This window comes from Streptomyces sp. NPDC004647 (genome assembly GCF_040609575.1).
Taxonomy (GTDB): domain Bacteria; phylum Actinomycetota; class Actinomycetes; order Streptomycetales; family Streptomycetaceae; genus Streptomyces.
In genome coordinates this window covers 24,871-50,867 of sequence record NZ_JBEXKU010000011.1, presented here as the reverse complement: position 1 = coordinate 50,867, position 25,997 = coordinate 24,871, and the positions used below count along the sequence as shown (strand labels likewise).

The 25,997-nt window shown below is 71.7% G+C and carries 23 protein-coding genes, 1 tRNA gene and 1 pseudogene; 16 read left to right on the top strand and 9 right to left on the bottom strand.

Features of this window, described 5'->3' with window-relative positions:
* The first annotated feature begins 415 nt into the window (after positions 1 to 415).
* From ABZW18_RS07220 to ABZW18_RS07190, 7 genes and pseudogenes are all read left to right on the top strand, one after another.
* Positions 416 to 1,348: an SCO3242 family prenyltransferase gene (locus ABZW18_RS07220; RefSeq protein ID WP_356183446.1), complete on the top strand. Its 933-nt coding sequence runs from the start codon at positions 416 to 418 to the stop codon at positions 1,346 to 1,348.
* Complete coding sequence (locus tag ABZW18_RS07215) at positions 1,345 to 2,352, top strand: sugar phosphate isomerase/epimerase family protein (RefSeq protein WP_356183300.1); 1,008 nt, start codon at positions 1,345 to 1,347, stop codon at positions 2,350 to 2,352. The genes ABZW18_RS07220 and ABZW18_RS07215 overlap by 4 nt, the downstream gene beginning before the upstream one ends.
* Positions 2,346 to 3,239: an EboA domain-containing protein gene (locus ABZW18_RS07210; protein WP_356183297.1), complete on the top strand. Its 894-nt coding sequence runs from the start codon at positions 2,346 to 2,348 to the stop codon at positions 3,237 to 3,239. The genes ABZW18_RS07215 and ABZW18_RS07210 overlap by 7 nt, the downstream gene beginning before the upstream one ends.
* Positions 3,239 to 4,084 (top strand): annotated as a pseudogene (locus tag ABZW18_RS07205) (TatD family hydrolase); the annotation flags it as partial. The gene ABZW18_RS07210 and the pseudogene ABZW18_RS07205, both read left to right, overlap by 1 nt.
* A gap of 315 nt (positions 4,085 to 4,399) precedes the next feature.
* On the top strand, positions 4,400 to 5,578 hold the full coding sequence (eboE, locus tag ABZW18_RS07200; RefSeq protein ID WP_356183294.1) for a metabolite traffic protein EboE: 1,179 nt from the start codon (positions 4,400 to 4,402) through the stop codon (positions 5,576 to 5,578).
* Positions 5,575 to 6,954 (top strand): nucleotide pyrophosphatase/phosphodiesterase family protein, encoded by a 1,380-nt coding sequence (locus ABZW18_RS07195; RefSeq protein ID WP_356183291.1) that lies wholly within the window; start codon positions 5,575 to 5,577, stop codon positions 6,952 to 6,954. Before eboE ends, ABZW18_RS07195 begins: the two co-directional genes overlap by 4 nt.
* Positions 6,955 to 7,194: 240 nt before the next feature.
* Positions 7,195 to 8,253: a sugar phosphate isomerase/epimerase gene (locus ABZW18_RS07190; protein WP_356183289.1), complete on the top strand. Its 1,059-nt coding sequence runs from the start codon at positions 7,195 to 7,197 to the stop codon at positions 8,251 to 8,253.
* 376 nt (positions 8,254 to 8,629) lie between these two features.
* Here ABZW18_RS07190 and ABZW18_RS07185 read toward each other — a convergent pair whose 3' ends face one another.
* From ABZW18_RS07185 to ABZW18_RS07170, 4 genes are all read right to left on the bottom strand, one after another.
* On the bottom strand, positions 8,630 to 8,839 hold the full coding sequence (locus tag ABZW18_RS07185) for a DUF397 domain-containing protein (RefSeq protein ID WP_356183287.1): 210 nt from the start codon (positions 8,837 to 8,839) through the stop codon (positions 8,630 to 8,632).
* A 135-nt stretch (positions 8,840 to 8,974) separates the two neighbouring features.
* Positions 8,975 to 9,178, bottom strand: coding sequence for a hypothetical protein (locus ABZW18_RS07180; protein ID WP_356183284.1), 204 nt, complete (start codon positions 9,176 to 9,178; stop codon positions 8,975 to 8,977).
* On the bottom strand, positions 9,175 to 9,450 hold the full coding sequence (locus ABZW18_RS07175; protein ID WP_356183281.1) for a hypothetical protein: 276 nt from the start codon (positions 9,448 to 9,450) through the stop codon (positions 9,175 to 9,177). Before ABZW18_RS07175 ends, ABZW18_RS07180 begins: the two co-directional genes overlap by 4 nt.
* On the bottom strand, positions 9,447 to 9,944 hold the full coding sequence (locus ABZW18_RS07170) for a hypothetical protein (RefSeq protein WP_356183278.1): 498 nt from the start codon (positions 9,942 to 9,944) through the stop codon (positions 9,447 to 9,449). The genes ABZW18_RS07175 and ABZW18_RS07170 overlap by 4 nt, the downstream gene beginning before the upstream one ends.
* Before the next feature lie 237 nt (positions 9,945 to 10,181).
* On the opposite strand from ABZW18_RS07170, the gene ABZW18_RS07165 reads away from it, so the two are divergent.
* The 4 genes from ABZW18_RS07165 to ABZW18_RS07150 all read left to right on the top strand — a co-directional run bounded on the left by ABZW18_RS07165 (position 10,182) and on the right by ABZW18_RS07150 (position 14,899).
* Positions 10,182 to 11,654, top strand: a complete 1,473-nt coding sequence (locus tag ABZW18_RS07165) for a helix-turn-helix transcriptional regulator (RefSeq protein ID WP_356183276.1) — start codon at positions 10,182 to 10,184, stop codon at positions 11,652 to 11,654.
* 13 nt (positions 11,655 to 11,667) lie between these two features.
* Positions 11,668 to 12,300 (top strand): 2'-5' RNA ligase family protein, encoded by a 633-nt coding sequence (locus ABZW18_RS07160; RefSeq protein ID WP_356183273.1) that lies wholly within the window; start codon positions 11,668 to 11,670, stop codon positions 12,298 to 12,300.
* A gap of 214 nt (positions 12,301 to 12,514) precedes the next feature.
* Complete coding sequence (locus ABZW18_RS07155; protein ID WP_356183270.1) at positions 12,515 to 13,003, top strand: hypothetical protein; 489 nt, start codon at positions 12,515 to 12,517, stop codon at positions 13,001 to 13,003.
* A gap of 351 nt (positions 13,004 to 13,354) precedes the next feature.
* Positions 13,355 to 14,899 carry an aldehyde dehydrogenase family protein gene (locus tag ABZW18_RS07150; protein ID WP_356183267.1) on the top strand — a complete coding sequence of 515 codons (1,545 nt, stop codon included), beginning with the start codon at positions 13,355 to 13,357 and terminating at the stop codon, positions 14,897 to 14,899.
* Between the two features lie 69 nt (positions 14,900 to 14,968).
* On the opposite strand, the gene ABZW18_RS07145 is transcribed toward ABZW18_RS07150, so the two are convergent.
* The gene (locus ABZW18_RS07145) at positions 14,969 to 16,297 is read right to left on the bottom strand and encodes a DUF2254 domain-containing protein (RefSeq protein WP_356183264.1); all 1,329 of its coding nucleotides are present in this window, start codon (positions 16,295 to 16,297) and stop codon (positions 14,969 to 14,971) included.
* A gap of 180 nt (positions 16,298 to 16,477) precedes the next feature.
* On the opposite strand from ABZW18_RS07145, the gene ABZW18_RS07140 reads away from it, so the two are divergent.
* The 4 genes from ABZW18_RS07140 (at position 16,478) to ABZW18_RS07125 (ending at position 17,967) form a co-directional block, all read left to right on the top strand.
* Positions 16,478 to 16,565 (top strand) — tRNA-Leu (locus tag ABZW18_RS07140).
* 210 nt (positions 16,566 to 16,775) lie between these two features.
* Positions 16,776 to 17,132 (top strand): PRC-barrel domain-containing protein, encoded by a 357-nt coding sequence (locus ABZW18_RS07135; protein WP_356183261.1) that lies wholly within the window; start codon positions 16,776 to 16,778, stop codon positions 17,130 to 17,132.
* Between the two features lie 28 nt (positions 17,133 to 17,160).
* Positions 17,161 to 17,328: a hypothetical protein gene (locus tag ABZW18_RS07130; protein ID WP_356183258.1), complete on the top strand. Its 168-nt coding sequence runs from the start codon at positions 17,161 to 17,163 to the stop codon at positions 17,326 to 17,328.
* 66 nt (positions 17,329 to 17,394) lie between these two features.
* Positions 17,395 to 17,967: a YceI family protein gene (locus tag ABZW18_RS07125; RefSeq protein ID WP_356183255.1), complete on the top strand. Its 573-nt coding sequence runs from the start codon at positions 17,395 to 17,397 to the stop codon at positions 17,965 to 17,967.
* Positions 17,968 to 17,974: 7 nt separating this feature from the next.
* Here ABZW18_RS07125 and ABZW18_RS07120 read toward each other — a convergent pair whose 3' ends face one another.
* Positions 17,975 to 19,051: a DUF2332 domain-containing protein gene (locus tag ABZW18_RS07120; RefSeq protein ID WP_356183252.1), complete on the bottom strand. Its 1,077-nt coding sequence runs from the start codon at positions 19,049 to 19,051 to the stop codon at positions 17,975 to 17,977.
* Positions 19,052 to 19,436: 385 nt separating this feature from the next.
* On the opposite strand from ABZW18_RS07120, the gene ABZW18_RS07115 reads away from it, so the two are divergent.
* Complete coding sequence (locus tag ABZW18_RS07115; RefSeq protein WP_356183249.1) at positions 19,437 to 21,176, top strand: ricin-type beta-trefoil lectin domain protein; 1,740 nt, start codon at positions 19,437 to 19,439, stop codon at positions 21,174 to 21,176.
* Between the two features lie 113 nt (positions 21,177 to 21,289).
* Here the strand turns inward: ABZW18_RS07115 and ABZW18_RS07110 are convergent, their stop codons facing one another.
* From ABZW18_RS07110 to ABZW18_RS07100, 3 genes are read right to left on the bottom strand one after another with little or no spacing between them, the layout of a single operon-like run.
* Complete coding sequence (locus ABZW18_RS07110) at positions 21,290 to 22,177, bottom strand: peptidoglycan-binding protein (RefSeq protein ID WP_356183246.1); 888 nt, start codon at positions 22,175 to 22,177, stop codon at positions 21,290 to 21,292.
* Between the two features lie 39 nt (positions 22,178 to 22,216).
* Positions 22,217 to 23,764 (bottom strand): DUF6519 domain-containing protein, encoded by a 1,548-nt coding sequence (locus ABZW18_RS07105; protein ID WP_356183243.1) that lies wholly within the window; start codon positions 23,762 to 23,764, stop codon positions 22,217 to 22,219.
* A 55-nt stretch (positions 23,765 to 23,819) separates the two neighbouring features.
* Entirely contained in the window at positions 23,820 to 25,979 is a 2,160-nt protein-coding gene (locus tag ABZW18_RS07100; RefSeq protein ID WP_356183241.1) for a hypothetical protein, read from the bottom strand.
* Between the last annotated feature and the right edge of the window lie 18 nt (positions 25,980 to 25,997).

Here is a 25,997-nt window from a genome sequence, read left to right as displayed (position 1 = left end):
GGTCAATGGCAGCCGCCCGGTCAACGCTGCTCACACGCCCGGCCTGAGCATCGGCGACGCACTCGGTTCTGCGAAGCGCGTGGGCGCGCACGGCCCTCGGGAGCGCGGATACGGAACCACTGGTCTGCACCGCGTACGGGCCCTGCTCGCCGGCCTGCTGGGGCGGGCCGACGGCACCGGTAGTCGTCGCTTCACGGGCGCGGCGCGGCCCGCAGCTGTCCGCCGCAGCACCGTCGAAACCCCGTCGGCCGGCACGGGAAACGGCGTCGTGGAAAACGGCGTCGTGGAAAACGGCCCGGGCACCGGGTTGCACGGAACGGCGAGCCCAACGGACCGGCCGGAAACCGGCGCCGGGTCCCCGGGCCCGCGGGACACTGCGGACCGGCGGTCCGGGCAAGCCGCGGCCTGGGCCGAACTGCTGCGAATCTCGGCGGTGTTCACCGTGCCGGGTGACGCGCTCGCGGGCGCCGCCGCCACCGGACGCCGCCCGCACCGCGGAACGCTGCTGGCCGCCGGCACCTCGCTGTGCCTGTACGAGGCGGGAATGGCGCTCAACGACTGGGCCGACCGCGACATCGACACCGTCGAACGCCCGCATCGGCCACTGCCGTCGGGGCGCATCAAGCCGGGCGCGGCCCTCGCGGCGGCAGGCGGGCTGACGGCCGCCGGGCTGGCCTTGGCCGCGGCGGCGGGCCGTCCGGCGCTCGCCACGGCAACCGCCCTCGCGGGGTCGGTCTGGGCCTACGACCTGCGCCTGAAGAACACCGCGGCGGGCCCGGCCGTCATGGCAGCGGCCCGGGCCCTCGACCTGCTCCTCGGCGCCACGGCCACGGCCACGGCCCCGTCACCGGGCCGGTCGATATCCATGGCCGCAGAGGCCCGACCGGCGGGCGGGCAGGACGCCGTACGGGCCGCGCTGCCCTCCGCCCTGCTGCTCGGAGCACATACGCTCGCGGTCACCGTCGTCTCCCGCCACGAGGTGCAAGGCGGCTCGTCCGCACCTCCGCTGGCGGCGTTGGCGGCCACGGCCGGGATCGCGTGGTCGGCCGCACGCGACGGGACGGGCATCCCTCCTGCGCCCGCGAGCGGCCCGGCCCAGAGAGCGGCCCGGATCGCGGTCACGGTGATCGCCGCGTCCTATGGAGCCACCGCCGCACGGCCCTTCGCGCACGCTGCCCTCAACCCCTCGCCGCAGCTGCTGCAACGGGCCGTCGGCGGCGGAATCCGCGCCATGATCCCGCTGCAAGCCGCCCTTGCCGCCCGCGCGGGAGCCGTGCACACCGCGCTGCCCCTGCTCGCAGTGCTGCCCGTCGCCCGGCGCCTGTCCAGAAGGGTCAGCCCGACATGACCACGCAACAGGACCCGGCAGTGCGGAACCTGCGCTTCGGTTACGGCACCAACGGACTCGCCGACCTCCGGCTCGACGACGCCCTCGACCTGCTCGCCGACCTCGGCTACGGCGGCGTCGGACTGACGCTCGACCACATGCACCTCGACCCGAGGGCCCCGGACCTCGCGGCCCGTACCCGGCATGTCGCCCAACGTCTCGACCGGCTCGGCCTGGGCGTCGCCGTCGAGACCGGTGCCCGCTACGTCCTCGACCCGCGCCGCAAGCACCACCCCACCCTCCTGGACCCCGACCCGGACGCGAGAGCGGCCCGTGCCCGGCTGCTGCTCACGGCCGTACGGGTCGCCGCCGAGCTCGGGGCGTACGCCGTGCACTGCTTCAGCGGCGTCACGCCGCCCGGTGCGTGTGAGGACGACGCGTGGCGACGGCTCGCCGATGCACTGACGCCCGTACTGGATGCGGCCCGCGCGGCGGATGTGCCGCTGGCCGTCGAACCGGAGCCCGGACATCTGCTGGGTGACCTGGCAGGTTTCCACCGGCTGCGCAGGATCCTGGGCGACCCGGACGGCCTCGGCCTCACCCTGGACATCGGCCACTGCCAGTGCCTCGAACCGGCGTCGCCGGCGGACTGCGTACGCGCCGCGGCGCCCTGGCTGCGGCATGTGCAGATCGAGGACATGCGGCGGGGCGCACACGAGCATCTCCGCTTCGGGGAGGGCGAGATCGACTTTCCTCCGGTGCTGGCTGCCCTGCGGGCGGCGGGGTACGAGGGGCTGGTCGGGGTGGAGCTGCCCCGCGACTCGCATGCGGGTCCCGAACTCGCCCGTACATCCCTGCAGTTCCTGCACGACGCGGAGAAGGCCGTTGCCGAAGTCTCCGATGCGGCCGTCCCAACGGCCACCCCCGCACCCCCGCCTCCCCCTTCCGCGCCGCGCATGAGGGCAACGACCCTCGCAGGCACGCCCGGCGGTGGCACAGGACCCGCTGGAGGCGGCTCATGCTGACCGGTGACGAGCACATGGCGGATCTGCACTCCGACATCCGGTCTCAGCTCGACGAGGACGCCCTCGCCTGGCTGGATGAGGCTCTCGCCGAGGCCGCTCGTCCTTCGGCAGCGGGTTCGGATCCCGTACCGGACGACCGACAACTCCCGTTGCCGGCCTGGGAACTGCGCTTCGCCTCCGCAGGCCGCCACTGCCGCCGCCTTCCGAACGCCCACGCCGACGCCTCGGCACAGGCACCCGAGGCCACCCCCGGAAGCCGAAGCCGGGCGGGGGCCGGGGAAACCGGAGTCGGGGCTCCAGCCGCCCGGTCCGGTGGAACCGTCGGCGGGGCACCCGTGACCGGGTCCGGCGGAGCCGTCGGCGGGGTACCCGTGTCCGGGTCCGGCGGAGCCGTCGGCGGGGCACCCGGGGCCGAACCCGGAGGAACCAGCGGCAGCGACCCCGTCGACGCCGCCCGCGTCCTCCTTCTGCACGCCGCCCGCCCCGACGCCGGGACAGTCACCCGTCTCTACACGCACGGCACCGCCGCCGAGCGGCGCGCCGTGCTCCTCGCGTTGCCGTATCTGGGCCTCGGCGCGGACGCCGTGCCGCTCGTCGAGGACGCGCTGCGGGCCAATGACACCCGGCTCGTCGCCGCTGCCGTCGGCCCGTACGCGGCGCAGTACCTGCCCGCCCATGCCTGGCGGCACGCCGTCCTCAAGTGCCTGTTCACCGGCGTGCCGGTCGCCGCAGTCGGCGGGCTCGGCCGACGGGCCCGCGACGATGCCGAACTCGCCCGGATGCTCACCGACTACGCCCGCGAGCGCACGGCCGCAGGCCGGCCCGTACCCGACGATCTCCATCGCGTCCTGGCCCTCACCACACCCTCCGGCTCCGAGGAGTCCTGATGCGCATCTTCGATCCCCATATCCATATGACCTCCCGCACCACCGACGACTACGAGGCCATGTACGCCGCCGGGGTCCGGGCCGTCGTCGAGCCGTCCTTCTGGCTCGGACAGCCCCGCACCTCGCCTGCCAGCTTCTTCGACTACTTCGACGCACTCCTCGGATGGGAACCCTTCCGTGCTGCCCAGCACGGCATCGCCCACCACTGCACGCTCGCCCTCAACCCCAAGGAGGCCAACGACCCCCGCTGCGCCCCCGTCCTCGACGAGCTGCCCCGCTACCTCGTCAAGGACTCCGTCGTGGCCGTCGGCGAGATCGGCTACGACTCCATGACCCCTGCCGAGGACACCGCCTTCGCCGCGCAGCTCCAACTCGCCGCCGCCCACGGTCTGCCCGCGCTCGTCCACACCCCGCACCGCGACAAGGCCGAGGGGCTGCGACGCACCATCGACGTCGTACGAGAATCCGGCCTTCCCCCGGACCGGGTCCTTCTCGACCACCTCAATGAGACGACCGTGGACGAAGCCTCCGACAGCGGCGCCTGGCTCGGCTTCTCCATCTACCCCGACACCAAGATGGACGAGGATCGCATGGTCGCCGTCCTGCGCAAGCACGGGACGGACCGGGTGCTGGTCAACTCGGCCGCGGACTGGGGGCGCAGTGATCCCCTCAAGACCCGCAGGGTCGGTGAGGCGATGCTCGCCGCGGGGTTCACCGACGACGACGTCGACCAGGTCCTGTGGCGCAACCCGGTTGCCTTCTACGGGCTCAGCGGACGCCTGGACCTGCATGTCGAAGCGCACGAGGCGACGCACGAGGGCAACTCCATCCTCCGCGGGACACCGGCGGCCCCCGCGACGCAGCCCGCGACGCACCCGGCTACCGCCCCTGCGATCGCCTCCGGGACCGTCTCCGGGACCGCCCCTGCGGCCGCCCCTGCGTCCGCCTCCGGGACCGTCTCCGGGACCGCCCCTGCGGCCGCCCCTGCGTCCGCCTCTGCGTCCGCCTCCGGGACCGCCCCCGCGTCCGCCCCGGCGTTCGCCGAGCACCCAGCCCCCGCAGCCCCGTCGACGTCAACCGGATCCGCTGCGACCGGATCCCCTGCGACCGACTCCGCAACCACCGAGTCCCCGGCGACCGAACCCGCGGGGCGGTGACCCGTGCGCTTCCGCCACCCCGACGGCTCCACCGTCCACCTCGCCTACTGCACCAACGTCCACCCCGCCGAGGACCTCGACGGCGTACGCCGCCAGCTCCGTGACCACGCCGAGCCGGTCCGCCGCCGCCTCGGCCGCGACCGGCTCGGTATCGGCCTCTGGCTCGCCCGCGACGCCGCCCGCGCCCTCACCGCCGACCCCGCCGCCCTGCGAGGTCTGCGCGCCGAACTCGACGACCGGGGCCTCGAAGTCGTCACCCTCAACGGCTTCCCCTACGAAGGATTCGGCGCTGCGGAGGTCAAGTACCGCGTCTACCGGCCCGACTGGACCGAGCCCGACCGCCTGAACCACACCACCGACCTCGCCCGCCTGCTGGCCGCGCTCCTCCCCGACGACGTCACCGAAGGCACCATCTCCACCCTCCCCATCGCCTGGCGCGTCCCCTTCAACGCCTCCGGGGCCCAGGCCGCCCGCCGCGCCCTCAGCACCCTGGCCCAGCGGCTCGACGCCCTCGAGGAACTCACCGGGCGCTCCATCCGCGTCGGCCTCGAACCCGAACCCGGCTGCACAGTCGAGACCACCTCCGACGCCGTGCGGACCCTCACCGCCACCGGAGCACCGCCTCCCGAGCGCGTCGGCGTCTGCCTCGACACCTGCCATCTCGCCACGCAGTTCGAGGACCCGCACACCGCGATCGACGGCCTCACCGCCGCCGGCGTACCCGTCGTCAAGGCCCAGCTCTCCGCGGCCCTGCACGCCGAGAACCTGCGGGACCCGGCCGTACGGGAGGCACTCGCCGCCTTCGTCGAACCCCGCTTCCTGCACCAGACCCGAACCCGCACCCCCGAGGGAATCCGCGGCACCGACGACCTCGACGAGGCCCTGGCAGGCGGCGACCTGCCCACCGCCGCGCCCTGGCGAGTCCATCTGCACGTACCGCTGCACGCACCCCTCGCCCCGCCGCTCACCTCCACCCTCCCCGTACTCCGCGACACCCTCGCCCGCCTCGTCGGAGGGCCGGCCCCCCTCACCCACCACCTCGAAGTCGAGACCTACACCTGGCAGGCCCTGCCGCCCGCGCTGCGCCCCCGCAACCGAGGCCGGCTCGCCGAGGGCATCGCCGCCGAACTCGGCCTCGCCCGCGACCTGCTGACCGACCTCGGCCTCAAGGAGCTGCCATGACCGCACCCCGTCGACTGCTCGTCCTCGACGTGGTCGGGCTCACCCAGCGCCTCCTCGACCACATGCCGAACCTGAGCGACCTGGCCGACGCCGGCTCCTGCGCACCGCTCGAGACCGTACTGCCCGCCGTCACCTGCACCGCCCAGGCCACCTTCCTCACCGGAACCACCCCCGCCGAGCACGGCATCGTCGGCAACGGCTGGTACTTCCGCGAGCAGGGTGAGGTGTTCCTCTGGCGGCAGCACAACGGCCTGGTCGGCGGCGACAAGCTGTGGGACGCCGCCCGCCGTGCCCACCCCGGCTACACCGTCGCCAACATCTGTTGGTGGTACGCGATGGGCGCCGACACCGACATCACCGTGACCCCGCGCCCCGTCTACTACGCCGACGGCCGCAAGGAGCCCGACTGCTACACCCGCCCGGCCGACCTTCACGACGAACTCACGGAGACCTTCGGCACCTTCCCCCTCTTCCACTTCTGGGGACCCGGCGCCGATCTCGTCTCCTCGCAGTGGATCGCCGACGCGACCCGCCACATCCTCCGCACCCGCCCCACCGACCTCACCCTCTGCTATCTCCCCCACCTGGACTACGACCTTCAGCGCCACGGCCCGGACGACCCGCGCTCGTACGCTGCCGCCACCGCACTCGACACCGTCCTCGCCCCCCTCCTCGACGACGCCCGCGCCGCCGGGATCACGGTCGTCGCGCTCTCCGAGTACGGCGTCAGCCGCGTCACCCGGCCCGTCGACATCAACCGGGCGCTGCGCCGCGCCGGCCTCCTGGAGGTCCACGCCCAGGCCGGCATGGAGTACCTCGACCCGGGCGCCTCCCGGGCCTTCGCCGTCGCAGACCACCAGCTGGCCCATGTCTACGTACGGCGTCCCGAGGACCTCGACGCCGCCCGCGCGGCCCTCCAGGAGGTCCCCGGTGTCGCCGAACTGCTGGACGACGAGGGGAAGAAGGCCCACGGTCTCGACCACCCCCGGTCCGGCGAACTGGTGGCAGTCGCCGAGCCTGACGCCTGGTTCACGTACTACTACTGGCTCGACGACGCCCGGGCTCCCGACTTCGCGCAGCTCGTCGAGATCCACCGCAAGCCCGGCTACGACCCCGCCGAGCTGTTCCTCGACCCCGGCGACCCCTACGTCCGGGTACGGGCCGCCACCGCGCTCGTCCGCAAGAAGCTCGGTATGCGCTACCGCATGGCGGTCGTCCCGCTCGACCCCACCCCGGTGCGCGGCAGCCACGGCCGCCTCCCGGGCTGCAAGGAGGACGGCCCGCTCGTCATCTGCTCACGGCGGGACGCCGTCGACGGCCCCGTGGCGGCCACCGACGTGAAGGCGCTCCTCCTCGGTCTCGCGGGACTGCACTGACGGCTGGACCGCCCGCGACAGCCACAGCCCGGAACTGCCACTGCCACCACAGCAATAGCCCGGCAACTGCCACTGCCACCGCCACCGCAGCCCGGCAACTGCCACCGCCACCGCAGCCACAGCCCGGCAACTGCCACCGCCACCGCAGCCACAGCCCGGCAACTGCCACTGCCAGCACAGCCACCGGAGCCACAGCCCCCGCCCCTCGCCCCGCCCGTCCCCACGACAGGAGCCGTAACCGTGACCTCCAACGACGAACTCGCCCGAACACTGCGCCGCCGCAGATTCCTCGGCGTCGCCACGGGCACCACCGCCGCCGCCCTGCTCGGTGCGGCCACCGCCTCCTCCGCCGCCGCGGCCGGTACAGCCCGTACGGCGGAATCGGCGACCACCGCGCGCCCGGCTGCCCGTCGCGGAGGCCCGCTGCTGCCCCCGGGAAGCCTCGGCATCCAGCTCTACAGCCTGCGCGACAAGGTGGGCACCATCGGATTCGCCCCCGTCTTCGAAGAGCTGCGCCGCGCCGGCTACTCCGAGGTGGAGTTCGCCGGATACACCCAGGGCTCGGCGGGCGCCATCACCCTGCCCCAGCTGAAGCGCCTGGTGCGCGACAACGGTCTGAAGGCGGTCGGCAGCCACGTCGGCTACTACTCCGACGACCCCGGGGCGTACACCTTCGCGACCAACCTCGAACGGGTACTCGACGACGCCCAGACGCTCGGCCTGAAACACATCGGCACCGCCAGCGGACCCTTCCGCTACGGCAGCACCGTGGACGCCTGGAAACGGGCGGCCGAGGAGTTCAACACCTATGGCGCCGCCGCCCGCACCCGCGGCATGAAGTTCTACCAGCACAACCACGCGGAGGAGTTCTCCTTCGCGACCGACCGGCCCGATGTGCGGCTGTACGACGTGCTGCTGGCCGAGACCGACCCCGACCTGGTGTATCTGGAGATGGACATCTACTGGGCGTTCTGCGCGCAGTTCCGCTTCAGCAAGCGGCCCGACGGCACCCCCGCACCGTTCGACCCGATCGACTACGTCCTCATGGCCCCGCACCGCTACCCGCTGTTCCATGTGAAGGACGGCGAGCACGACCCGTCGAGCACCGATGGCTACCGCATGACCGATGTCGGGGACGGCGACATCGACTACCAGAGCTTCATCGGCGGTGTGGAGAGGCTGTCGAGCCGCCACAACCACCACTGGATCGCCGAGCACGACAACCCGGGCGACTCCTTCCGCTTCGCCCGCCGCTCCGCCGAGTATCTGCTGTCACTGCGAAACCAGGGCGGCTGCTGACCGCCGGGCGGAACCGCGAAAACGCCGGTGCCGGGCCCGTATCTGCGGGCCGGCACCGGCTTTCAGCCGCTCAGATCGCCTCGCGGCTGACCGGCTGCGGGGTGGGCCGTGTGACACTCTCGGTGCAAAGCCCCGGCCATCCGCCACGGGGGGAGCGGACAACCGGGGCCGCCTGTGCGCGTGATCAGCGGTTCAGATGCCGGTACTCATCCAGCTGGCGCAGGCCTGGCGCGTACCGACCCATGACGCCGTCACAGGGGCGCTCCTGCGGGAGTGCCCACGCATGCCAGCAGGACAGGCACCTCATCACCCGGGCATGCTCTGGATCCTGTTCCGCCTGTCTGCCGCAGCGGGGGCACTTCTGCATGCTGGTCTCCTACGCCGAGAGGTCGAACTCTCCCAGCTTGGCGCCGCTGAGGAAGTCGTTCCACTCTTCGGACGTGAACTCGACGGCCGCCCCCGTTGTGGAGTTGCGGACCGCTACCGTCCCCGGGACGTTGGTGGCCACCTCGACACACAACTTGTTGTTGTTGTCGTACTTGCACGAGCTGGACATGTGGAACTCGAACTCCGGACGCTGGTCCATCGGTGTTTCCCTTCGCCACGTGCCGGCACGGGGACCGTCCCCGCGCCGTCGTGCTCTTGCTGACCCGCCCCGGCCGATCTGGTGGGACCGTGCGACCGGGGCGGGCATCCATGGGGGGCCGCCGGCGGCCCGGTCTCAGGTTCGGACGCGGGGATAGTCGGAGGGGGAACCGTCACTGTCCGCCGGATGGTCGACCAACGGCGTGAGGCCGTGCCGCTTCCGGCATCGGGAGCAGGCGTAGAGCATGCCGCCCGGTCCGCTGCCCGTCTCGATGACGCCGACGAGGGCGGTGTCGGGTCCGATTCCTTTGTGCCAGCGGCACCAGCGCGGGTCGTTCATCGTCCTGTCTCCCCGCGGTGGAGCGGGTTTCCGGGCGCCGGGGATACTCGCCAGAACGACGTGATCACGGCCCGGTACGTGCGGTGCGTCGTGTTCAGGCCGGTGTGTTTCATGGCCCACAGTTCCGGGGCCAGTTGGTCGCCTTCAGCGACGCGGGACTGGTCCCCGCACGTGGTGCATTCGGCCTCGTACAGCGGGACGGCCGGCGCGCCCTCGGCGGTCTCCGGCGCGAGGGCCCACTCCGCCGCCTTGATGATCGATCGAACCGTCACTGGTCCGCCGCCTCCTCGACAGTGCCCAGCTCGGCATGGGCCTGGATGAGGGCTCGTACCGCCGCGGGGGAGCACAGCGCATCAGCATCTGGGCGGATCACCCAGTGCGACCACGTTGCGTCATCCTGAGCGGGCGAGGGGATGCCCATGTAGTGGGACTTGCTCTCGGTCGTCGTGATGCACTCCGCACCGGCGTCCCACCGTGCCGCGGTTCCGGGCGGCACGAGAACGTAGTACGTGTCGCGTTCGAGGAACACCGGCCCGGTGACACCGAACTCGGCCAGCACCGCGCGCACCGGCTCCGGATGGTCGCCCGCCGCGACTCGGCGTACGAGGGAGTCCGGCAGCTTCACGGCGTCCCATGCAGGGCCGACCGGAAGGAGCGCGATCCCGCGCTCCCACCACTCCGCCTCAACCTGCCTCGCTTGGTCCTCGCTGCCGGCCAAACGTCTGGCCGCCGCAGAGATGCTGAGGTTCGCAGTGCTGGTGGCCATCAGGTGCCCCCGGTCGTGGTGTTGTTGATGCCCACTACGGTTCCAACTCTCCGAGCACCCGTCACGGGCAGGGATGTCCAGGAAGACCGGACATGGCTAAGCCGCCTGACCTGTGGCGATACGGAAACTTGGTCACATCGTTGGACAGGGTGTCACCGCTGTTTCTGGCGGTATCCCCGTCCGTGGGGTGCCCCCGCAGCTACCGTGAGTCCACGACGACGCGTGACGGGGAACGCCATGACTCCACGCCTGAAGACTGGATCCAAGGCCGAACGAGACCAGCTGCGCGCCGAGATGCTGGCTGCCGACTGCACCACCGCCGAGATCGCCACCGAGATGCGCGCACGCTTCCGCATGCGCCCCCGGGAGGCATGGCGGCACGCCTACGGCTGGACCCTCCAAGAGGCGGCCGACCGGATGGACGGCGTGACGGCGCACCACCCGGGGGAGGCCGTCGCAGCCGACGCCTCCCTCGTCGGCAAGTGGGAGAAGTGGCCCGGCCCGTCTGGTCGCCGTCCGACGCTCGCCGTCCTGGGTGTGCTTGCCGAGACCTACGGCTGCCCCATCGAGCAGCTCCTGGACCTCGAGGATCGCAGGGCTCTCCCTGACTCGGATCGCAGGCTCCTCCGGCACACCGCACCCGCCCCGGCGGCCTACCAGTCCCAACCGGCCGCCGCTCCCACCCAGACCGAACCGGTCGGGGCTGACCTCATCCGCGTCGCCGCCGACGAATCCGCCGCATGGGCAGCGTGGGCCGAGGCGTCCAACGTCGGAGACATCGCCCTCGAGCAGCTGATGGCCGAGGCTCGAGCCTTGGCCGTGGACTACCTCACCGACGATCCAGCGCCGCTCTTCGTTCGCACGCGCAAACTGCGCGACCGCACCTTCGCCCTCCTCGAAGGCCGGCAGCACCCGCGCCAGTCCGCGGACCTCTACGTCGCAGCCGGCTACCTCTGCGGCCTCCTCGCCTGGATGTCCAGCGACCTCGGCCAGTTGCGCGATGCCGACACCCAAGGCCGCACAGCATGGCTCTGCGCGGAACTCGCCGGGCACGTCGAGCTCCGTGCCTGGGTCCTCTCCACCCGCTCCAAAGTGGCGTTCTGGGACGGCCGACTCCGCGACGCCATCAACCACGCCCGCCGCGGCGCCATGTACCACCCGACCGGCACCGTCGGGATCCTCCTGGCCTGCCAGGAGGCCGACGCCTGGTCGCAGCTTGGCGCCGCGAACGAGGCTCGCACCGCACTCATCCGCGCCAGCGAAGCACGCGACAATCTTGCAGGCACGGACGACATCGGCGCCCTGTTCTCCTGCCCGGAGTACCGACGTGCCAACTACGCCACGGCCGTCCAGCTCCGCGTCGGCGACCCAGCCAGCGCCATCCGCGAAGCCGAAGAGGCAATTACGACGCAACCGTTCCACTCCTACGGCACGACCGCCCAGATGCACATCGCTCAGGCATGCGCCCACATGGAGCTCCGTTCCCCCGATGGCGCTGCCGAGGCCCTCCGCCCCGTCCTCGCGCTCGCGCCCGACCACCGCCTCGATACGGTGACACGGCGCATGCAGGAACTCGCTGCTGCGATGGCTCGTTCAAGGACCGCTGACGGTGCGCCGGCCGTCGCCTTGCAGGGCGAGATCGAAGCGTGGTGCACGGACTCGGCCCCGCGGAACAACTTCGTGCTCTCGTCAGGAGAGGGCCCGGGCTGATTGGCTTTTGGCCATGACCCTTCACCACGAGACCATGCGGAACCACTGGTGGTGGCGGCCCGGTTGGAGCGTCGGCCGCCGCTTCTACACATGGCACATCACCTTCGAAGAGCAGCCCGACGTCCACCGCCTGGCAGGCGCCTACCGGGACGGGCTCCAGGACGTCCCGGGCCTGACGCTCATCCCCGACCAATGGCTGCATCTGACGATGCAGGGCATCAACTTCGTCGACGACGTCGATGACAAGACTGTCCAGGCCATCGTGGACGCGGCTACGGCCCGGCTCGCCGTGCTGCCAGCCTTCGACATCGAGATCGGGCCGGCGGTCGTCGACCCTGAGGCAATCCTCCTGCGTGTCCGTCCCGACGATCCTGTCCGAGCCGTACGCGACGCGATCCGCGCGGCCATCGGCGAAGTGCTCACGGAAGTACCGGAGCGCGCCGAGGGCTTCACCCCGCACGTATCCGTGGCGTACAGCTCCGGCGACGGGCCAACCGACCCCGTCGCTGTAGCCCTTGCGCGCGTGGACATCCCGCCGGCCACCGCGCGGATCACATCGGCCGAACTGATCGTGCTACACCGAGACAACCTCATGTACGAGTGGCAGCCGTACGCGCAGGTGCCGCTCGGCCGACCCATGGTCTGACCGGACACGACAAAGGCTCCCTGCCCGGACCGCAAGGGCCAGGCAGGGGGTGCGCCGAATCCGCCGTCACCGAGGCCGCCGATGCCGGGATCGGCCTCGCCGTGGTCATCACCGAGGGCATCCCGGTCCACGACCGGCAACGGTGCATCCCGGGTGGTCCGGGAGGCCCGCGATAGGATCCGCGACGTGTTGGCCAGTTGATAGGGAGGGCAGCGTGACGACGATTGCGGCGACCGGGCACATGGATCTGACCGACGATAGTGTGCAGCTTGTCCGGGCCGCGTTGCGCGACGTTCTCATCGAGCACGGGGATAGCGAGTTGGTCGGCCTGTCGTGCATCGCCCGGGGCTCCGACTCGCTCTTTGCCGAGGCGCTGCTGGAGGCCGGCGGCCGCCTGGTAGTGGTGTTGCCGTCACGCGACTACCGGCGGGCGAGGGTGAAGCCGGACCACGCCCCGACGTTCGACCGGCTGGTGGAGGCTGCGGACGAAGTCCTCGTCATGCCGTACGAGACCGCGAACCGTGAGGCGTACGAGGCCGCCAACCAGCAGCTGATCGGGCGCGCTGACCGGGTCGTCGCGGTATGGAACGGGGAGCCCCCGAGCGGCAAGGGTGGCGGCACCGCTGACGTCGTCCTGGCCGCCCGGGACGCAGGCCTCCCTGTTGATGTGGTGTGGCCTGCAGGCGCGCAGCGCCGGGCCTGAACCACGGAAGACACCCACCCCCTTCGAGGGGAGAACCGGCGCGGTGGGCGAAGCTTCCCGGTGGTGTACGGGTATGCGACGACGCCGCGCCGGAAGGGATACGCCGAGGCCTGCTCGACCTCCGTGTCGCAGCGAGCGTACCTACGACCGCCCTCGAGGCGGCCGTATCGGCGTCGGCGCGACACCGGCCGAAACGGCCGCACTCCGTCCTGGACCGGATAGCCACCCGACGTGACGTCACTCATAGTTGACTCGAGCTACGTACCGCGATCGATTCCCGATCACTAACGTCTACTAGACTCAAACGAGCGCCACCCCTCCCGTCTGTGCAACGAGAGCGGAGAAGACAAGATGGCATCCACCCTCGCCCTCAAGCCCGGAACCACCTGGTCCGATGCCTGGCAGCGCTGCCTCGCCGTCGCACCCGAAGCGTTCCGGGAAGACCGCGTGCTCAACCTGTGGGACGGCGCCTGGCGGTCCGACGGCCACCCGCTGCCCGCGATCACTCCCGTCGACGGAAGCCCGATCGCCGGACCTCCCAGGCTCGACGCGGACACCGCCCAGCGGGCCGTACGCGCCGCCCTCGACCAGCACCGGGCCTGGCGGCACGTACCCCTCCCCGAGCGCCGCGCCCGTGTCGCCGCCGCCCTGGACGCCCTCACCGAGCACCGCGAACTGCTCGCCCTGCTCCTCGTCTGGGAGATCGGCAAGCCCTGGCGGCTCGCCCAGGCCGATGTGGACCGCGCCATCGACGGGGTCCGCTGGTACGTCGACGGCATCGAGCCCATGCTCGAGGGCCGCACACCGCTCGACGGCCCGGTCAGCAACATCGCCAGCTGGAACTACCCGATGAGCGTGCTCGTCCACGCCATGCTGGTCCAGGCACTCGCCGGGGACGCGGTCATCGCCAAGACTCCCACCGACGGCGGCGTCGCCTGCCTCACCCTCGCTTGCGCGCTCATCCACCGCGAGGGCGTCCCCGTCACGCTGGTCAGCGGCAGCGGCAGCGAGCTGTCCGAAGCCCTGGTGCGCTCCCCGGAGATCGGCTGTGTGTCCTTCGTCGGCGGCCGGGACACCGGCGGCCGGGTCGCCAGCGATGTCGCCGACCTCGGCAAGCGCCACATCCTGGAGCAGGAAGGCCTCAACTGCTGGGGCGTGTGGGAGTACAGCGACTGGGACACCCTGTCCGCCCGTATCCCCAAGCTCTTCGACTACGGCAAGCAGCGCTGTACCGCCTATCCGCGGTTCGTCGTGCAGCGCTCGCTCTTCGACGAGTTCCTGGCGGCGTACCTCCCGGCCGCACGGTCCGTACGCGTGGGGCACCCGCTCGTGGTCGCCTCGCCCGACGACCCGCTGCCCGAACTGGACTTCGGACCGCTGATCAACCATGCCAAGGCCAAGGAGCTGGGCGACCAGGTCGCCGAGGCGATCAGTCGCGGCGCCGTACCCCTGCACCGGGGCAGTCTGGCCGAGGGCCTTTTCCTGCCCGGCCAGGACACCTCCGCGTACCTTCCGCCGGTCACGCTCCTGAACCCGCCGCCCAGCTCGCCGCTGCACCACGCCGAGCCGTTCGGCCCGGTCGACACCATCGTCCTGGTCGACACCGAGGCCGAGCTGCTGGCCGCCATGAACGCCAGCAACGGCGCGCTCGTCGCGACGCTCTCCTGCGACAACGAGGAGACCGCGCAGCGTCTCGCCCCCGAGATCCGGGCCTTCAAGGTCGGCCTGGGCAAGCCGCGCTCCCGTGGTGACCGGGACGAGCTCTTCGGCGGATTCGGCGCGTCCTGGCGCGGTGCCTTCGTCGGCGGCGAGCTGCTCGTACGCGCCGTCACCCAGGGCCCGGCGGGCGAGCGGCCGCCCGGCAACTTCCCCGACTACCACCTCATGCCCGGATAGCACCGGACAGGACGGGACGGGACCAGACCGGCTGGCCAGGAACTGCCCGGCAGATCCTCGCGGCAGGCCTCAGCCGATGCCCTGCCGGTCGGGGTGGACCGAGAACTCCCGGTCGGCGGGGTCCGGCTGAGCACGCGCCACGCTCTGCACGAGGAGCGCCCGGTGCCGCAGCAGCGACGCCCGGCGCTCCTCCGGCGCGGACAGCAGCAGATCGTCCAGCAACGCGAACATCCGCCGCGTCACCTGGGGCGCCGCCGACCCGCAGCCCCGGATCTCCACCAGCGCCAGATCCAGCAGATCCGGCCAGCGGGGCAGCTGCTGTACGAGCCGCAGCGTCCCGCTCCGGTCCCGGTGGTGCACCTCGCCCAGCGGCCGGGCCACCAGCGCGGCCAGCAGCTGGTGGATACGGTCCAGCGCCTGCACCGCGGTCGTCGGGTCGTTGAGGGCGGGGGAGAGGGCACGCAGCGCGATGTCCGAGAGCTGCCGCAGCCCGAAGCCGAGGTCCTGGTGGAAGGTGCGCTCCACCCCCACCTGGAAGGCGGACCGCAGCCGCCGGCGGTCCGCCGGGAACGTTCCGCCGTGCACGGTGCACACCGGGGTGCCGGTCACGATGAAGTCCCCGATCCGCGGCTCCAGGCGCAGCACCGCGTCGTACCGGCGGGCGAGCCGGGTGAGCCGGCCGACGTTGATGCCGCGCAGCACCCCGGCCGGGCCCGAGTAGACGATCTCCCCGGTGACCGGCGGCAGTACGGCCCGCTCCTCCGACACCGCGAGCAGCGCGTGCCCGCCGAGGACGGCGAGGGACTCGCGGGCCACCCGGTCGATCACCTGGGTCACCCGCATGAGCCGCAGGGTGGAGTGCACATACGCGATGAACAGCAGCAGGCTGATCATCACCAGCACGATGCCCACCGCGCCCGAGACGACCGGCACCGAGGTCACGGTTGCCGGGTCGGTGTCGGTCTCGTAGCCCAGCTGCGCCAGCAGCGCGAAGGTGAAGGTCGCCAGGAAGACCGCGAAGGTCGCCTTGGTGATCCGGCTGCGTACGTAGAGCCGCAGCACCCGAGGGGTGAACTGGCTGGCCGCCATCTGCAGCGCGACCAGCGAGATGCTGAAGACGACGCCGATGAAGGTCAGCATCGAGGAACCGACCGTGTTCAGCAGGCGCTTGGCGTCGTCGGAGATCTTGAGGAGATTGTCGATCGCGTCCGACTCGCCCGCGTCCCGCAGCAGCTCCACCAGCATCTTGTCGGCGGCCGTCGTCAGCCCCGAGAAGACGATGGCGCCGAGCAGTCCCAGCACCGGAGCGAACCAGAACGAGTCGCGCAGCCGCTCGCGCAGCGGCGAAACGGGCCGCGGACGCCGTCGCGTCCGGCCCCTGCTCACAGTCTGTGTCACCCTCCGCACCTTATGTGCCGCTCTGCGGCCTCATCGGCCCTCGCTTCGGCGATCCCCGTCGAACGCCGCTCCGGAGGGCCGCCCCTGAGGTGCGCCCGGACCTCGGGATATGCACGTGAGCGACGGTTCAAACCCCTGGTATCGTTGTTCCTGTCGCCGCGGGAGACCGCGGCTCACCTCGTCCGGGTGGCGGAATGGCAGACGCGCTAGCTTGAGGTGCTAGTGCCCTTTATCGGGCGTGGGGGTTCAAGTCCCCCCTCGGACACCAGTAAAAACCCCAGTTGAGCTGGGGTTTTTCTGTTTTCCGGCCGTCCGCCCGGCCCGTGACCAGGCGCGGGGCTCCGCCCTTCAGCACGCACGGCATACGCGCGACCCGGCCCCGAACGCATTCGGCGTGCGGCCCTGACCGCGCGGAGTGGACTGGCTGCCTCGCGAGTGCCGGTGGACGATGGGGAGAGCAGACAGCTGGAGGACAGCGGTGTTCGAGGCCGGCGACATCCGGGAGTGGCGCAACCACGACGTGGTCGACGTCGGTGGCCACAGGATCGGCGCGCTCGAGGCGATCTATGTGGACACCGCCACCGACCAGCCCGCCTTCGCGACCGTCACGGTGGGCCTGCCGACCCGGCGCCGTCTGGTCTTCGTCCCCCTCACCGGCGCCACCGTGGGCCCGGGATACTTGAAGATCGTTTATCCGAAGCACCAGGTGAGGGACGCGCCGTCGATCGGCACCGACGACGTGCTGCCGGCCGGGGACGAAGCGGCCGTCTTCGCGCACTACGACCTGAGCTACGAGCCGGGCGCCGGAGGTGAGCGGCGACTGGCCCGCCCCTGAGGATTCGGAGATGCCCTAGGAGGGTGACATGTTCCTGTTCCTGCTGCTGGTCGTCGCGGCTGTCGTACTCGGGCTCATCGGTGCGCTCGCGAAGGGCCTGCTCTACCTGCTGGTCATCGGTGTGATCGTCTTCCTCGTCGCCATGCTTTTCATGGGTGCCCGGCTCCGCAGGGGCGGCAGGACGGCCGGCCGGTGAGGGCGACCGCGGGGCCCGCCGTGGTCCTACCCTGGCTGAAGGGGCAATGGTGCCAGGGGAGCTGTCATGGCTAGGACCAAATGGTTCTTCGAGCCCGGCCATACCGGCGCGGAGTTCCGCGCCAGGCACATGATGGTCGCCTACGTTCGCGGGCAGTTCAAGAACGTGCACGGCTTGCTGGAGGTCGATCCCGACGAGCCGGAGAAGGCCCGCGTGAGGGCGACGGTCGACGCGACGCAGGTGTACACGGGTCAGCCTGAGCGCGACGCCCATCTGCGCAGTGCCGATTTCTTCGACGTGGAGCACCACCCGACGTGGACGTTCGACGGGTCGGGCATTCATCAGGTGAGCGCGACCGAGTTCGAGATCACCGGAGATCTCACCGTGCGTGGCGTAACGCGTTCCGTGACCTTCGACGTCACCTATTTGGGCCAGTGGGATACCCCCTGGTGGGAGGACGGTCGGGACATCGGTCCCAGGCGACGCGCCGGTTTCGCCGCTGTGACGCGCATCAATCGCCATGACTTCGGAGTGAGTTGGAACGACGTGGTCGACCGGGGCGGAGTGGTCGTCAGCGACATGGTCGACGTCGCGGTCGACGTCGAGGCTGTCCTCGAGGCCGGTGAAACGGCCCCCTGACCCGATGTCACGGGGCGACCGGGTGGGCTGGGAGGCCGTGCGGTAGCGCTTCGGCGAGGACCGTTCCGGCCGCCGTACCGAGCCGGACGGTCAGCTGGAAGCGGTGTTCCCGGCCGACTCTGTGCGGTTCGAACGAGATATGGGCGAAGCCCGCCTCGGCGCTGCTCGCCGCGGCGAGCCGATCCAACTCCCGCTCGACCCGGGCCCATTCGGCGTCCGGGACGTACTGCCGCATGATCGAGTGCCAGACCACGGTGAGCGTGCCGGGCTCCAGCCGGATGCCCTCGAGGAAGTCGGCGGCGCCGACGGCGTCGACCTCGGCCGGAACCCGTGCCGCCAAGCGCAGAGCGCCGTCGAGCCGTGCCGCGCGGTCCGGCTGGTCCGGCCAGATGTACGCCCGCAGGGCCAGCGCGCCTCCGGGCGAGAGCGGGTCGATGGGGGCCGGGTCGCAGCCCCGCCGCTCAGTGATCGTCAAGGTGGGGTGTTCGGCGGCGGATTGCGCCAGCCACCCGGGCGGGGCGCCGCGCCAGGCCTCCGACAGGACTACCTCCGAGTCCGTGGTGCCCCAGGCGAACCCCTCCGAGGTGCAGCGGAACCGGTCGGCCCGCAGATTGAGCCCAGCGCTGGCGCCCAGTTCGAAGAGCCTGACGGGCAGCGGGACGTGCTGCACGGCCCTCAGCAGCCCGGCGATCAGGAGGTTGGCCCGGCCCACCTCGTTGGTCTGCGGCGGCCGGGTCATCCAGTCGCGTACCCATGCCGTCTCGTGGGCGACAGCGGCCCGGAAGGCGGGCCAGCCGGCATCCGGCCGGTCCGGATCGAAGGTGCCGCCCGTGCTGGGGTAGTGGGCGGCCAGGTCGGGGGCCCGGCCGGTCAGTGCGAGGGCGTGCACTCCGCCCAGCAGCCGCAGGGCGATGGCGTCGGACTCGGGGGCGTCCTCGTACCCGGCGAGCGCCTCCGCGCAGGGGCCCGAGGCGCGGATATCCTGCGCGACCCGCTCCAGCAGGGCCGCGCAGAGAGGCGAACCGAGGTCCGCGCAGGCTGCCGCCTGAAGCTCGATCATGACGGCCATACGTTCACGGGACATCGCGGCCTCCTCGCTCGCTTATAGATGATCACTCATCCGCGGGTCGTGGACAGCGGAACAACACCTCTGCGAGACGGATCACGCGCAGGAGCCGCGGCGGGACTTGGCCACCGCCCCCGATCCCGACGCGCAGGCGCGGTGCTTCGCCATTCGATTCACAGCTCGCGGGAGTGAACAATTGCGGTCCGAAACGGGCCGAACCAGGCGGCTCCTGTGGGGATTTATCAGGGTCGGCCCCGACTGATCATCAGTACGGTTCATCCCGTGCTTACCGTGGGAAACCCCTTTTCCTACTGGTACTTCTCCATCACTATGGGCCCCGTGTTCCCGGCAGTTACCCGGGGGCGGCAGTCCGACTGGACGGTATGAACGAGGAGTCGCGAGGGTGTCTGAGCTCCATCAGAACGATCAGAACCCTGCGCCCGAGCCATCGAAGTACGCCGAACTGACCGACGCGCAACTGACCGAGCGGATCTGCGCCGGCCCCCCGTCCGCCGATCCGGCGATGCAGGAGATCCGCCGGCGCCATCTGCCCGCCGTCCTGTCCTACGCCCGCCTGTGCAGCAGCCACCAGACCGCCGGGAACCAACTCGCCGCGCAGGCCTTCGCCCTGGCCTGGCCGGACGTACGCCGCGGCATCGACCCACGGGGAACCTGGCGGCATCATCTGCTGATGCTTGTTCAGCAGGCCGCCGAAACCCGGGCCGCGGGCAGCCTGCGCGGCCGCCTGGAACCCGAATTCGCCACCTGGCTCGACGACTTCGATCACAGCGCGGAGGACCAACGGCCCGAACCGCGGCGCCGGCGGCTGGAGGAGCGCTCCGTCATGCTCGGCGGCTTCTACCGGCTGCCGGAGCGCTGGCAGGGCATCCTCTGGTACGCCGTGGTGGACCAGGAGCCGGACGCCGAGGTGGCCACCTTCCTGGGCCTGGAGCCGTGTGCCGTGGCCGAGCTGTCCGATCTGAAGGCCAAGGCGCAGAACGCGCTGCGGGAAGGCTGTCTGCGGACGTATCTGCAGAGCACCGGCGACAAGAAGTGCCAGGGATTCCGCCGCATCATGGAGGCCGCGGTGCGTCCGGGGGACATGCGGCGCAGCGGCGACCTGGACCAGCACCTGGCCGAGTGCCCGCGCTGCGCCTCGGTGCTCGCGGAGCTGACCGCGATGGAGGTCAACCCCCGGACCGTACTGGCCGACGGCCTGCTCGGATGGGGTGGGGCCGCCTACGTCACCGCCGGGCCGGCCCGCGTCCTCCCCTCCCTGATGCCGGCGTCCGCGGAACGGCCGGTCTCTGCGGAACGGCCGGCAGCCGTGGACCCGCTCGAGTCCACCGCCCCGCCGGGCGCCGTGACCGGCTCTCCGGCCGGTCCGCCGCCCGATGATCCGCCGCGGCACCGACGGGGTGTGCGTTCCTCGCCGCCCACCGCGCTGGTCGCGGTGACGGCGGTGGCGCTCGTCGCGGCCGTCACAGCCCTGCTGGCGTTCACGTCCGGCGACCCCGACCCGGCAGGCAACAGCGCCGAGCCGCCCCCGCCACCCGCCGCCACGGTCACCGCCACCGTCTCCGGATCGGCTCCGGCCGCCCCGCCCACCGCCACCGAGCCGTCGAAGCGTCCCCGTCCCTCTCCGACGCCCACCGCACCGACCGCGGATCCCGTCCCAGCGCCCACCCCCGCCCCGTCGAAGGGCATCCAGGTCCCTCCCGCCGCGATCCCGGGTGACACCTACACCCAGGTGATCAACACCGATTCGGGGCTGTGCCTCGACATCGAGGACGGGGTGCTGGAGAAGCGCACGGATGTCGTCATGGCGGAGTGCAACGGGTCCTCGACGCAGTATTGGCGGCTGGATTCCGACAATCTCCTGCGCAGCTACGCCGACTCGGACTTCTGTCTCGATTCCCGGGGGGACACCGATCGCGGGGTCGGGATCTGGGTCATTTCCTCGGCCGACGGCGAAAACGGCCAGAATCTGCGCTTCGTCATCGACCAGGCCGGCGCGATACGGCCGGCGATTGAGCTGGACTTCGCCATGACGCCGAGCGACGACGATCCGGGCAGCTCGCTCGATCTGCGCCCGGTCGACGGCAACAACGACCAGCACTGGACCGCGGGCTCGGCCCCCTAGATCCTAGGGGTGCGGAGGCCGTGACCGCCGGGCGGCCCTTCGTGAGGTGAGGGCCGCCCGGCCGTGCGTGACGCGGCTGTGCATCGCGAGGCCGTGCATCGCGAGGCCGCGCGTCAGGAGTTGGGCACCCGCAGCTTGTCCCAGCTGACCTTCCCCGGGGCACCGTCGGCGTCCTGGCCCGAGAAGCCGAGCTTGCGCTGCCAGGCCGCGTACGACGCACGGTCCGCGTCCGTCCACTCCGGCCCCGGGCCCTCCTCGTAGCGCCCGCAGCCCTCGGCCACCAGGCGCTTGCCCATGGCCGTGATGATCGGGCTGCGGCGCCCCGCCTGGAAGAAGCCGACGCCGGGGAACTTCTCGTACGAGGGCTTCGGCGGGTCGGGGTGGCTCGGTCCGTCACTGTCCGGTGCCTTGCCGGCCAGCCGCTTCTTGATGCGGTCGCGCATGGCGTCCATCGTGAAGCCTCGGGGGTCCACCTTGCCGGGCTGCCACTCCTTGTGCCCGATCACCGACCGGTGTCCCCAGCCGTGTGCCCGGCAGATGGCGGCCGAGACCTTCTCGACCGCCTCCTTCTGGGCCTCCGGCCACGGGTCCTTTCCGTCGCCGAGGTTGATGCACTCGAAGCCGTAGAAGTGCCGGTTCCCGTCTGTGTCGGCCTCGTTGTCATGCGGCAGAGCGCGCTCGTCGATGACCGCGCTCAGCACGTCGCCGTCACCGAGACCGGCGTGGTTGGCCCTGCCGTTGCCGACCAGGTGGACCTCGCCCTTCTTGTCTATGACGCCGTGGCAGAGCGGGCCGGGCAGGCTCGCGTGGCCCTCGTAGCAGAGCTCCACGGAGCTGCTGGTCCCCTTGGTCACGGTGTGATGGATCATCACACCGTTCACCGGGCCCCACGGGCCCTTGTGATTGCGGTTGTGCGACCGCCAGTTGCGGTACTCGTGGACAACCACGCCTTCGTCGCGCAGCGCCTTCACAAGGCGCGAAGCGCTCAACGGTGCAGCCATGGTGATGTGCTCCTTACTGGAAGTTTCGTCGTCCGCCCGTCAGCTCTCCTCTTGCCGGTCCCCGTTCTCCGCCCCGGCCTCGGTCCAGGCAGCGGCCTCGGCCTCCGTCTCGGCCTCCGCTGCCGCCTCCGCCCTCAGCGCTTCCTCGTCCGCCGCCGGGATCGCGGTGGCCGCGGGCGCGAAGGCGAGACGCAGATCCGATTCCGATCCCTCGCCGAGCACCCACGCCAGCGGCGCGTAGTGCACCTGAATGCCGGCCGGGGCCTGGAGCAGCGGCCTGCGCGCCGGGTCCGCCGGCCATTCGACGCCGCCCGTGGCCGTACGGGCCGGAATGAGCCAGTGGTCGCCGGACCGGTACGTGCCGCCGGCCTCGAAGTACACCTCGACGCCGTCCTCCAGCGGCAGCCAGCGGCCCTCCTCGACCGGGACCGCGCCGTGCTTGAGCCGCGCGGCACCGTGCTTCGCCTGCCGAGCCCCCTCCGGCTGGTCCCAGCGCCGCAGGAACGGACGGAGCTCCGGCCGCCGGCCAACACCCGGCTCCGGCTCGCCGGACAGCCGCACCCGGCGCCCCGGCAGGTCGACCTCCTCCACCCGCAGCAGCGGTAGCGGCTCGCCGCGGCTGGTGTACGCGGTGTCCACGAACTCGACCCGGTCGCCGACGTTCAGATCGAGCTTGTCGTCACTGCCGAGCGAGGCCAACTCCACCCAGGTGCCGTCCGTTGCGTCGACCGGGAAGGTGACGGAGCCGTTCTCCCGTGACCACTTGAACGTCGCGGCCTTGGCCGCGCCGCCCTCGTGGATCTCCACCCGGTACAGCTGGTTCTCCGGCCCCCGGTAGCGGGCATCCGGCTTGACCAGGCACGGGTCCTCGTCCGCGTGCTCCGGCCGCTCGCTGCGCGCCGCCAGCCGGGACGTCGGTGCCCCGGCCTTCTCCGCCCACTCGGCGAACGCCGCACGGACCGCGTCCTTGCCGCTCCCCTCCTCCAGATCCAGCTCCGAGCCCTCCAGCGGCAGCACCTGCCAGACCACCTTCGTACGGGCCGCCGTGTCCGGCATCGCCGAGCCGAGCGCCACCTCGCGCAGCGCCGGGTCCTCGGCCGCGGTGACCGTCCGCTCCCACACCTTCAGATAGGCCAGGTACGGGAATTGGGTGGGCAGCCGGTCCGCCTGCCGCTCCGGGTCCCGGAAGGCGTCGGGCTGGTCCCAGTAGCTCCAGGCGGTGGGCGGAGCGGGCCGCTCGCCGGCCCCCTCGCCGTCCTCGCCGGCGGCGTGGCCGTCGTCGACCGGGGTGCCTGGCACCGGACGGGTCGCGTCGCACAGGATGCCGTCGACGTAGTAGCGGCCGCCGCCGATGGACAGGTCGTCCAGCTCGCGGTTGCCGCCCAGGTAGGTGATTTTGAAGCCGGTGGCGCCGGCCGGGCCGCCGTGCCGGCCGATCAGATCGGCGGCGATCGTACGGGCCTGGTGGAGCTGGATCGCCGTCTGCTCGTTGGCGTCGGCGTCGAGCTGTACGCGGCCCTGCTGCGCGAGCACCGCCGAATAGTGCCGGTCCGGGCGGAAGGTGCTGCGGGAGAGATCTGCGTGCATGGGAAGGGGTCCCCCTCGAAAGGTTCGTCAATCGGCAAAGCGGGTCAGGAGCGCATCAGGTGACGAGGACGATTCCGGCGTCCGTGCCGGCCGGTGCGTACTCGGCGAGCCGGGCCCGCAGGCTGTCCTCGCGCTGCGGCTGGTACAGGTCGTGGAAGGCGCCCGGCTCGGCGCCGTCCTCCGCGGCCCGCCCGGTCTCCGGCGCGCAGCCCGCGGCCAACTGCCCGTAGGCGGGCGTCCCGTACCGCACACTCGCGAACACCGGCCGGACGCGCTGTGCGTCGTCCGGGCCCACCAGGTCGGGTTGGCAGCGGTGCCGCCGCGGTGTCCGGGAGCCGGGCGCCACATAGCTGAACCGCACGCACCCGACACCGCGCCGGGCCACGTGCAGCCGCCCCGTGAAGACACTGTTCTCGGCGATCTCCACCGCATGGGTGTGGACTTCGCCGATCACTGTGGTGCGGTGGGCGTGCAGCACGGCGTGCGCATGGCGGCAGTCCGGGGCGGACAGCGCCTCGCGGTCGTGCCCGGTGGCGTCCAGGATGCTGTCGGAGATGTACAGGTGCAGCGGGTCGGTGTGCACCTCGTCGCCGATCACCTCGATGGTGCCGAGGATGCTCCGCTCGATCTGCACGCACGCGGTGGTGCGGTCCAGGACGAGGCTCGGCTCCTCGGGCGAGTGCGGATCGCAGTGCGACTCGAGGGACCAGCCCGGTACGAGCGTGCAGTGGCGCAGCACGACGGAGCCGACAGGACCGGTGACATTGAGCCCGCGCCCGGCGATCAGCAGCCCGTCCAGCACGATACGAGGATCCTCACCCTCCTCGTGCTGCGCGCGGATGTTGAGCGCGTCCGGGCGGTTGCTGTACCAGTCGAGCAGCCGGATCACCGGCCGCGTGCCCTCGCTCGCGCGCAGCTCCAGCCGGTCGCCGGGGTCCAGGTCGAAGTCCAGCTGCTCCTGGTAGGCGCCGCTGTGCGTGATCTCGATGATGCCGTCGGGGCCGCGGCGGCCGGCCCGCCGGTCGTTCTGCCAGGCCGCGTACGCGTCCATGATCCGCTGGAACGTCTCGCCCGGCCCCACCCGGTAGATCTCCGCGGCCGGAGGGGTGTCGCGCTCCCGCTGGTACTCGCCGCCACCGGTGTCGTCGCTGAACGCGTAGTGGTAGTCGACCCATACGCCCTGGCGCGGCGCGGACCTCGAGCCGAAGGCGATCCGGCCGAGTGCCGGGTCGACGGCCACCTGTCCCCGTTTGGGGCGGTACCGCCAGTCCGTCAGATCCGCCACGACGAGGTCCGACGGCGGAACCGGCTCGTCCTGGCCGTCCCGCCAGATCGTGAAGCTCTTGCCCGGCCCGTAGTAGTCGGCGAGCCGGTCGGCGAGCTGTCGGCGGCGGATGTACGCCGGGACGTTGTCGAGGGTGGCGATGTGCGCCGCGGACGGCTCCGGCTCCGGCTTGGTCACCAGCGGGGTGTCGTTGCCGAGGATCGAGAAGGTGTAGAGGTTGCGGGCCCGGTCGATGCAGTACGCGGGCGCGCGGGTCACCGGGTACGGCTTCAGCCGCCAGACGAACAGGCCGACCCCGGCGGGCGTGTAACCGCCCGGTGTGCGCGGGGAGTTCGCCCGACGCACGTTCACCGACCGGGCCACCGTCCCGAAGGGACCGCCGGCCAGATCGAGCGCGGCGCCGTCCCTGACATCCGCGAGCCGGCCGCGCTCCAGGCGCCGCGCGGTGGCTGCCCCGCTCCCCGCTCCGTACAGCTTGACCGGCTGTTGGTGGGAGAGGAGCCGGGAGAGCTCCACGGCCCGCGCGGGCCATCCGGCGACCGACTCCGACAGCTCCTCCAGCAGCGCGAGGGTGCCCTTGCGCTGCCGGTTGGCGACGGTGGCGGCGACGTCCCGGCGCGGCGCCAGCGCCTCGGCGAGCCGCCGCCGTGAGGTGTCAGGCCGCCCGCCGTCTTTGAGCCCGGTGGCCAGGACCCGTTCGTAGCCCGGCAGCGGGCGGTGGCCCACCAGGTCGCCGAGGTAGGGCAGTACCCATTCGGCGGCGGTCTCCACGAACCAGTCGTCGTATTGCTGTTCGACACCGCTGCGTACGAGATCCACTTGCTCGGCGATGACCGCGAGCAGCGCACGCAGGGGCTCACCGTTCTCGGCGTCCCGAAGCCGGTGCCACTGCGGGAGGAGCTCCGTGAGCCCGTCCGGCTCCCTGCTCATGCTGCGTCCCTTTCCGTC

Coding starts and splice junctions, on each gene's coding strand:
- ABZW18_RS07210 (WP_356183297.1), top strand. CDS start 2,346: ATGCTGACCGGTGACGAGCACATGGCGGATCTGCACTCCGACATCCGG.
- ABZW18_RS07110 (WP_356183246.1), bottom strand. CDS start 22,177: ATGGCTGCACCGTTGAGCGCTTCGCGCCTTGTGAAGGCGCTGCGCGAC.
- ABZW18_RS07215 (WP_356183300.1), top strand. CDS start 1,345: ATGACCACGCAACAGGACCCGGCAGTGCGGAACCTGCGCTTCGGTTAC.
- ABZW18_RS07105 (WP_356183243.1), bottom strand. CDS start 23,764: ATGCACGCAGATCTCTCCCGCAGCACCTTCCGCCCGGACCGGCACTAT.
- ABZW18_RS07130 (WP_356183258.1), top strand. CDS start 17,161: ATGTTCCTGTTCCTGCTGCTGGTCGTCGCGGCTGTCGTACTCGGGCTC.
- ABZW18_RS07100 (WP_356183241.1), bottom strand. CDS start 25,979: ATGAGCAGGGAGCCGGACGGGCTCACGGAGCTCCTCCCGCAGTGGCAC.
- ABZW18_RS07150 (WP_356183267.1), top strand. CDS start 13,355: ATGGCATCCACCCTCGCCCTCAAGCCCGGAACCACCTGGTCCGATGCC.
- ABZW18_RS07170 (WP_356183278.1), bottom strand. CDS start 9,944: ATGGCCACCAGCACTGCGAACCTCAGCATCTCTGCGGCGGCCAGACGT.
- ABZW18_RS07160 (WP_356183273.1), top strand. CDS start 11,668: ATGACCCTTCACCACGAGACCATGCGGAACCACTGGTGGTGGCGGCCC.
- ABZW18_RS07165 (WP_356183276.1), top strand. CDS start 10,182: ATGACTCCACGCCTGAAGACTGGATCCAAGGCCGAACGAGACCAGCTG.
- ABZW18_RS07125 (WP_356183255.1), top strand. CDS start 17,395: ATGGCTAGGACCAAATGGTTCTTCGAGCCCGGCCATACCGGCGCGGAG.
- ABZW18_RS07195 (WP_356183291.1), top strand. CDS start 5,575: ATGACCGCACCCCGTCGACTGCTCGTCCTCGACGTGGTCGGGCTCACC.
- ABZW18_RS07180 (WP_356183284.1), bottom strand. CDS start 9,178: ATGAACGACCCGCGCTGGTGCCGCTGGCACAAAGGAATCGGACCCGAC.
- ABZW18_RS07120 (WP_356183252.1), bottom strand. CDS start 19,051: ATGTCCCGTGAACGTATGGCCGTCATGATCGAGCTTCAGGCGGCAGCC.
- ABZW18_RS07185 (WP_356183287.1), bottom strand. CDS start 8,839: ATGGACCAGCGTCCGGAGTTCGAGTTCCACATGTCCAGCTCGTGCAAG.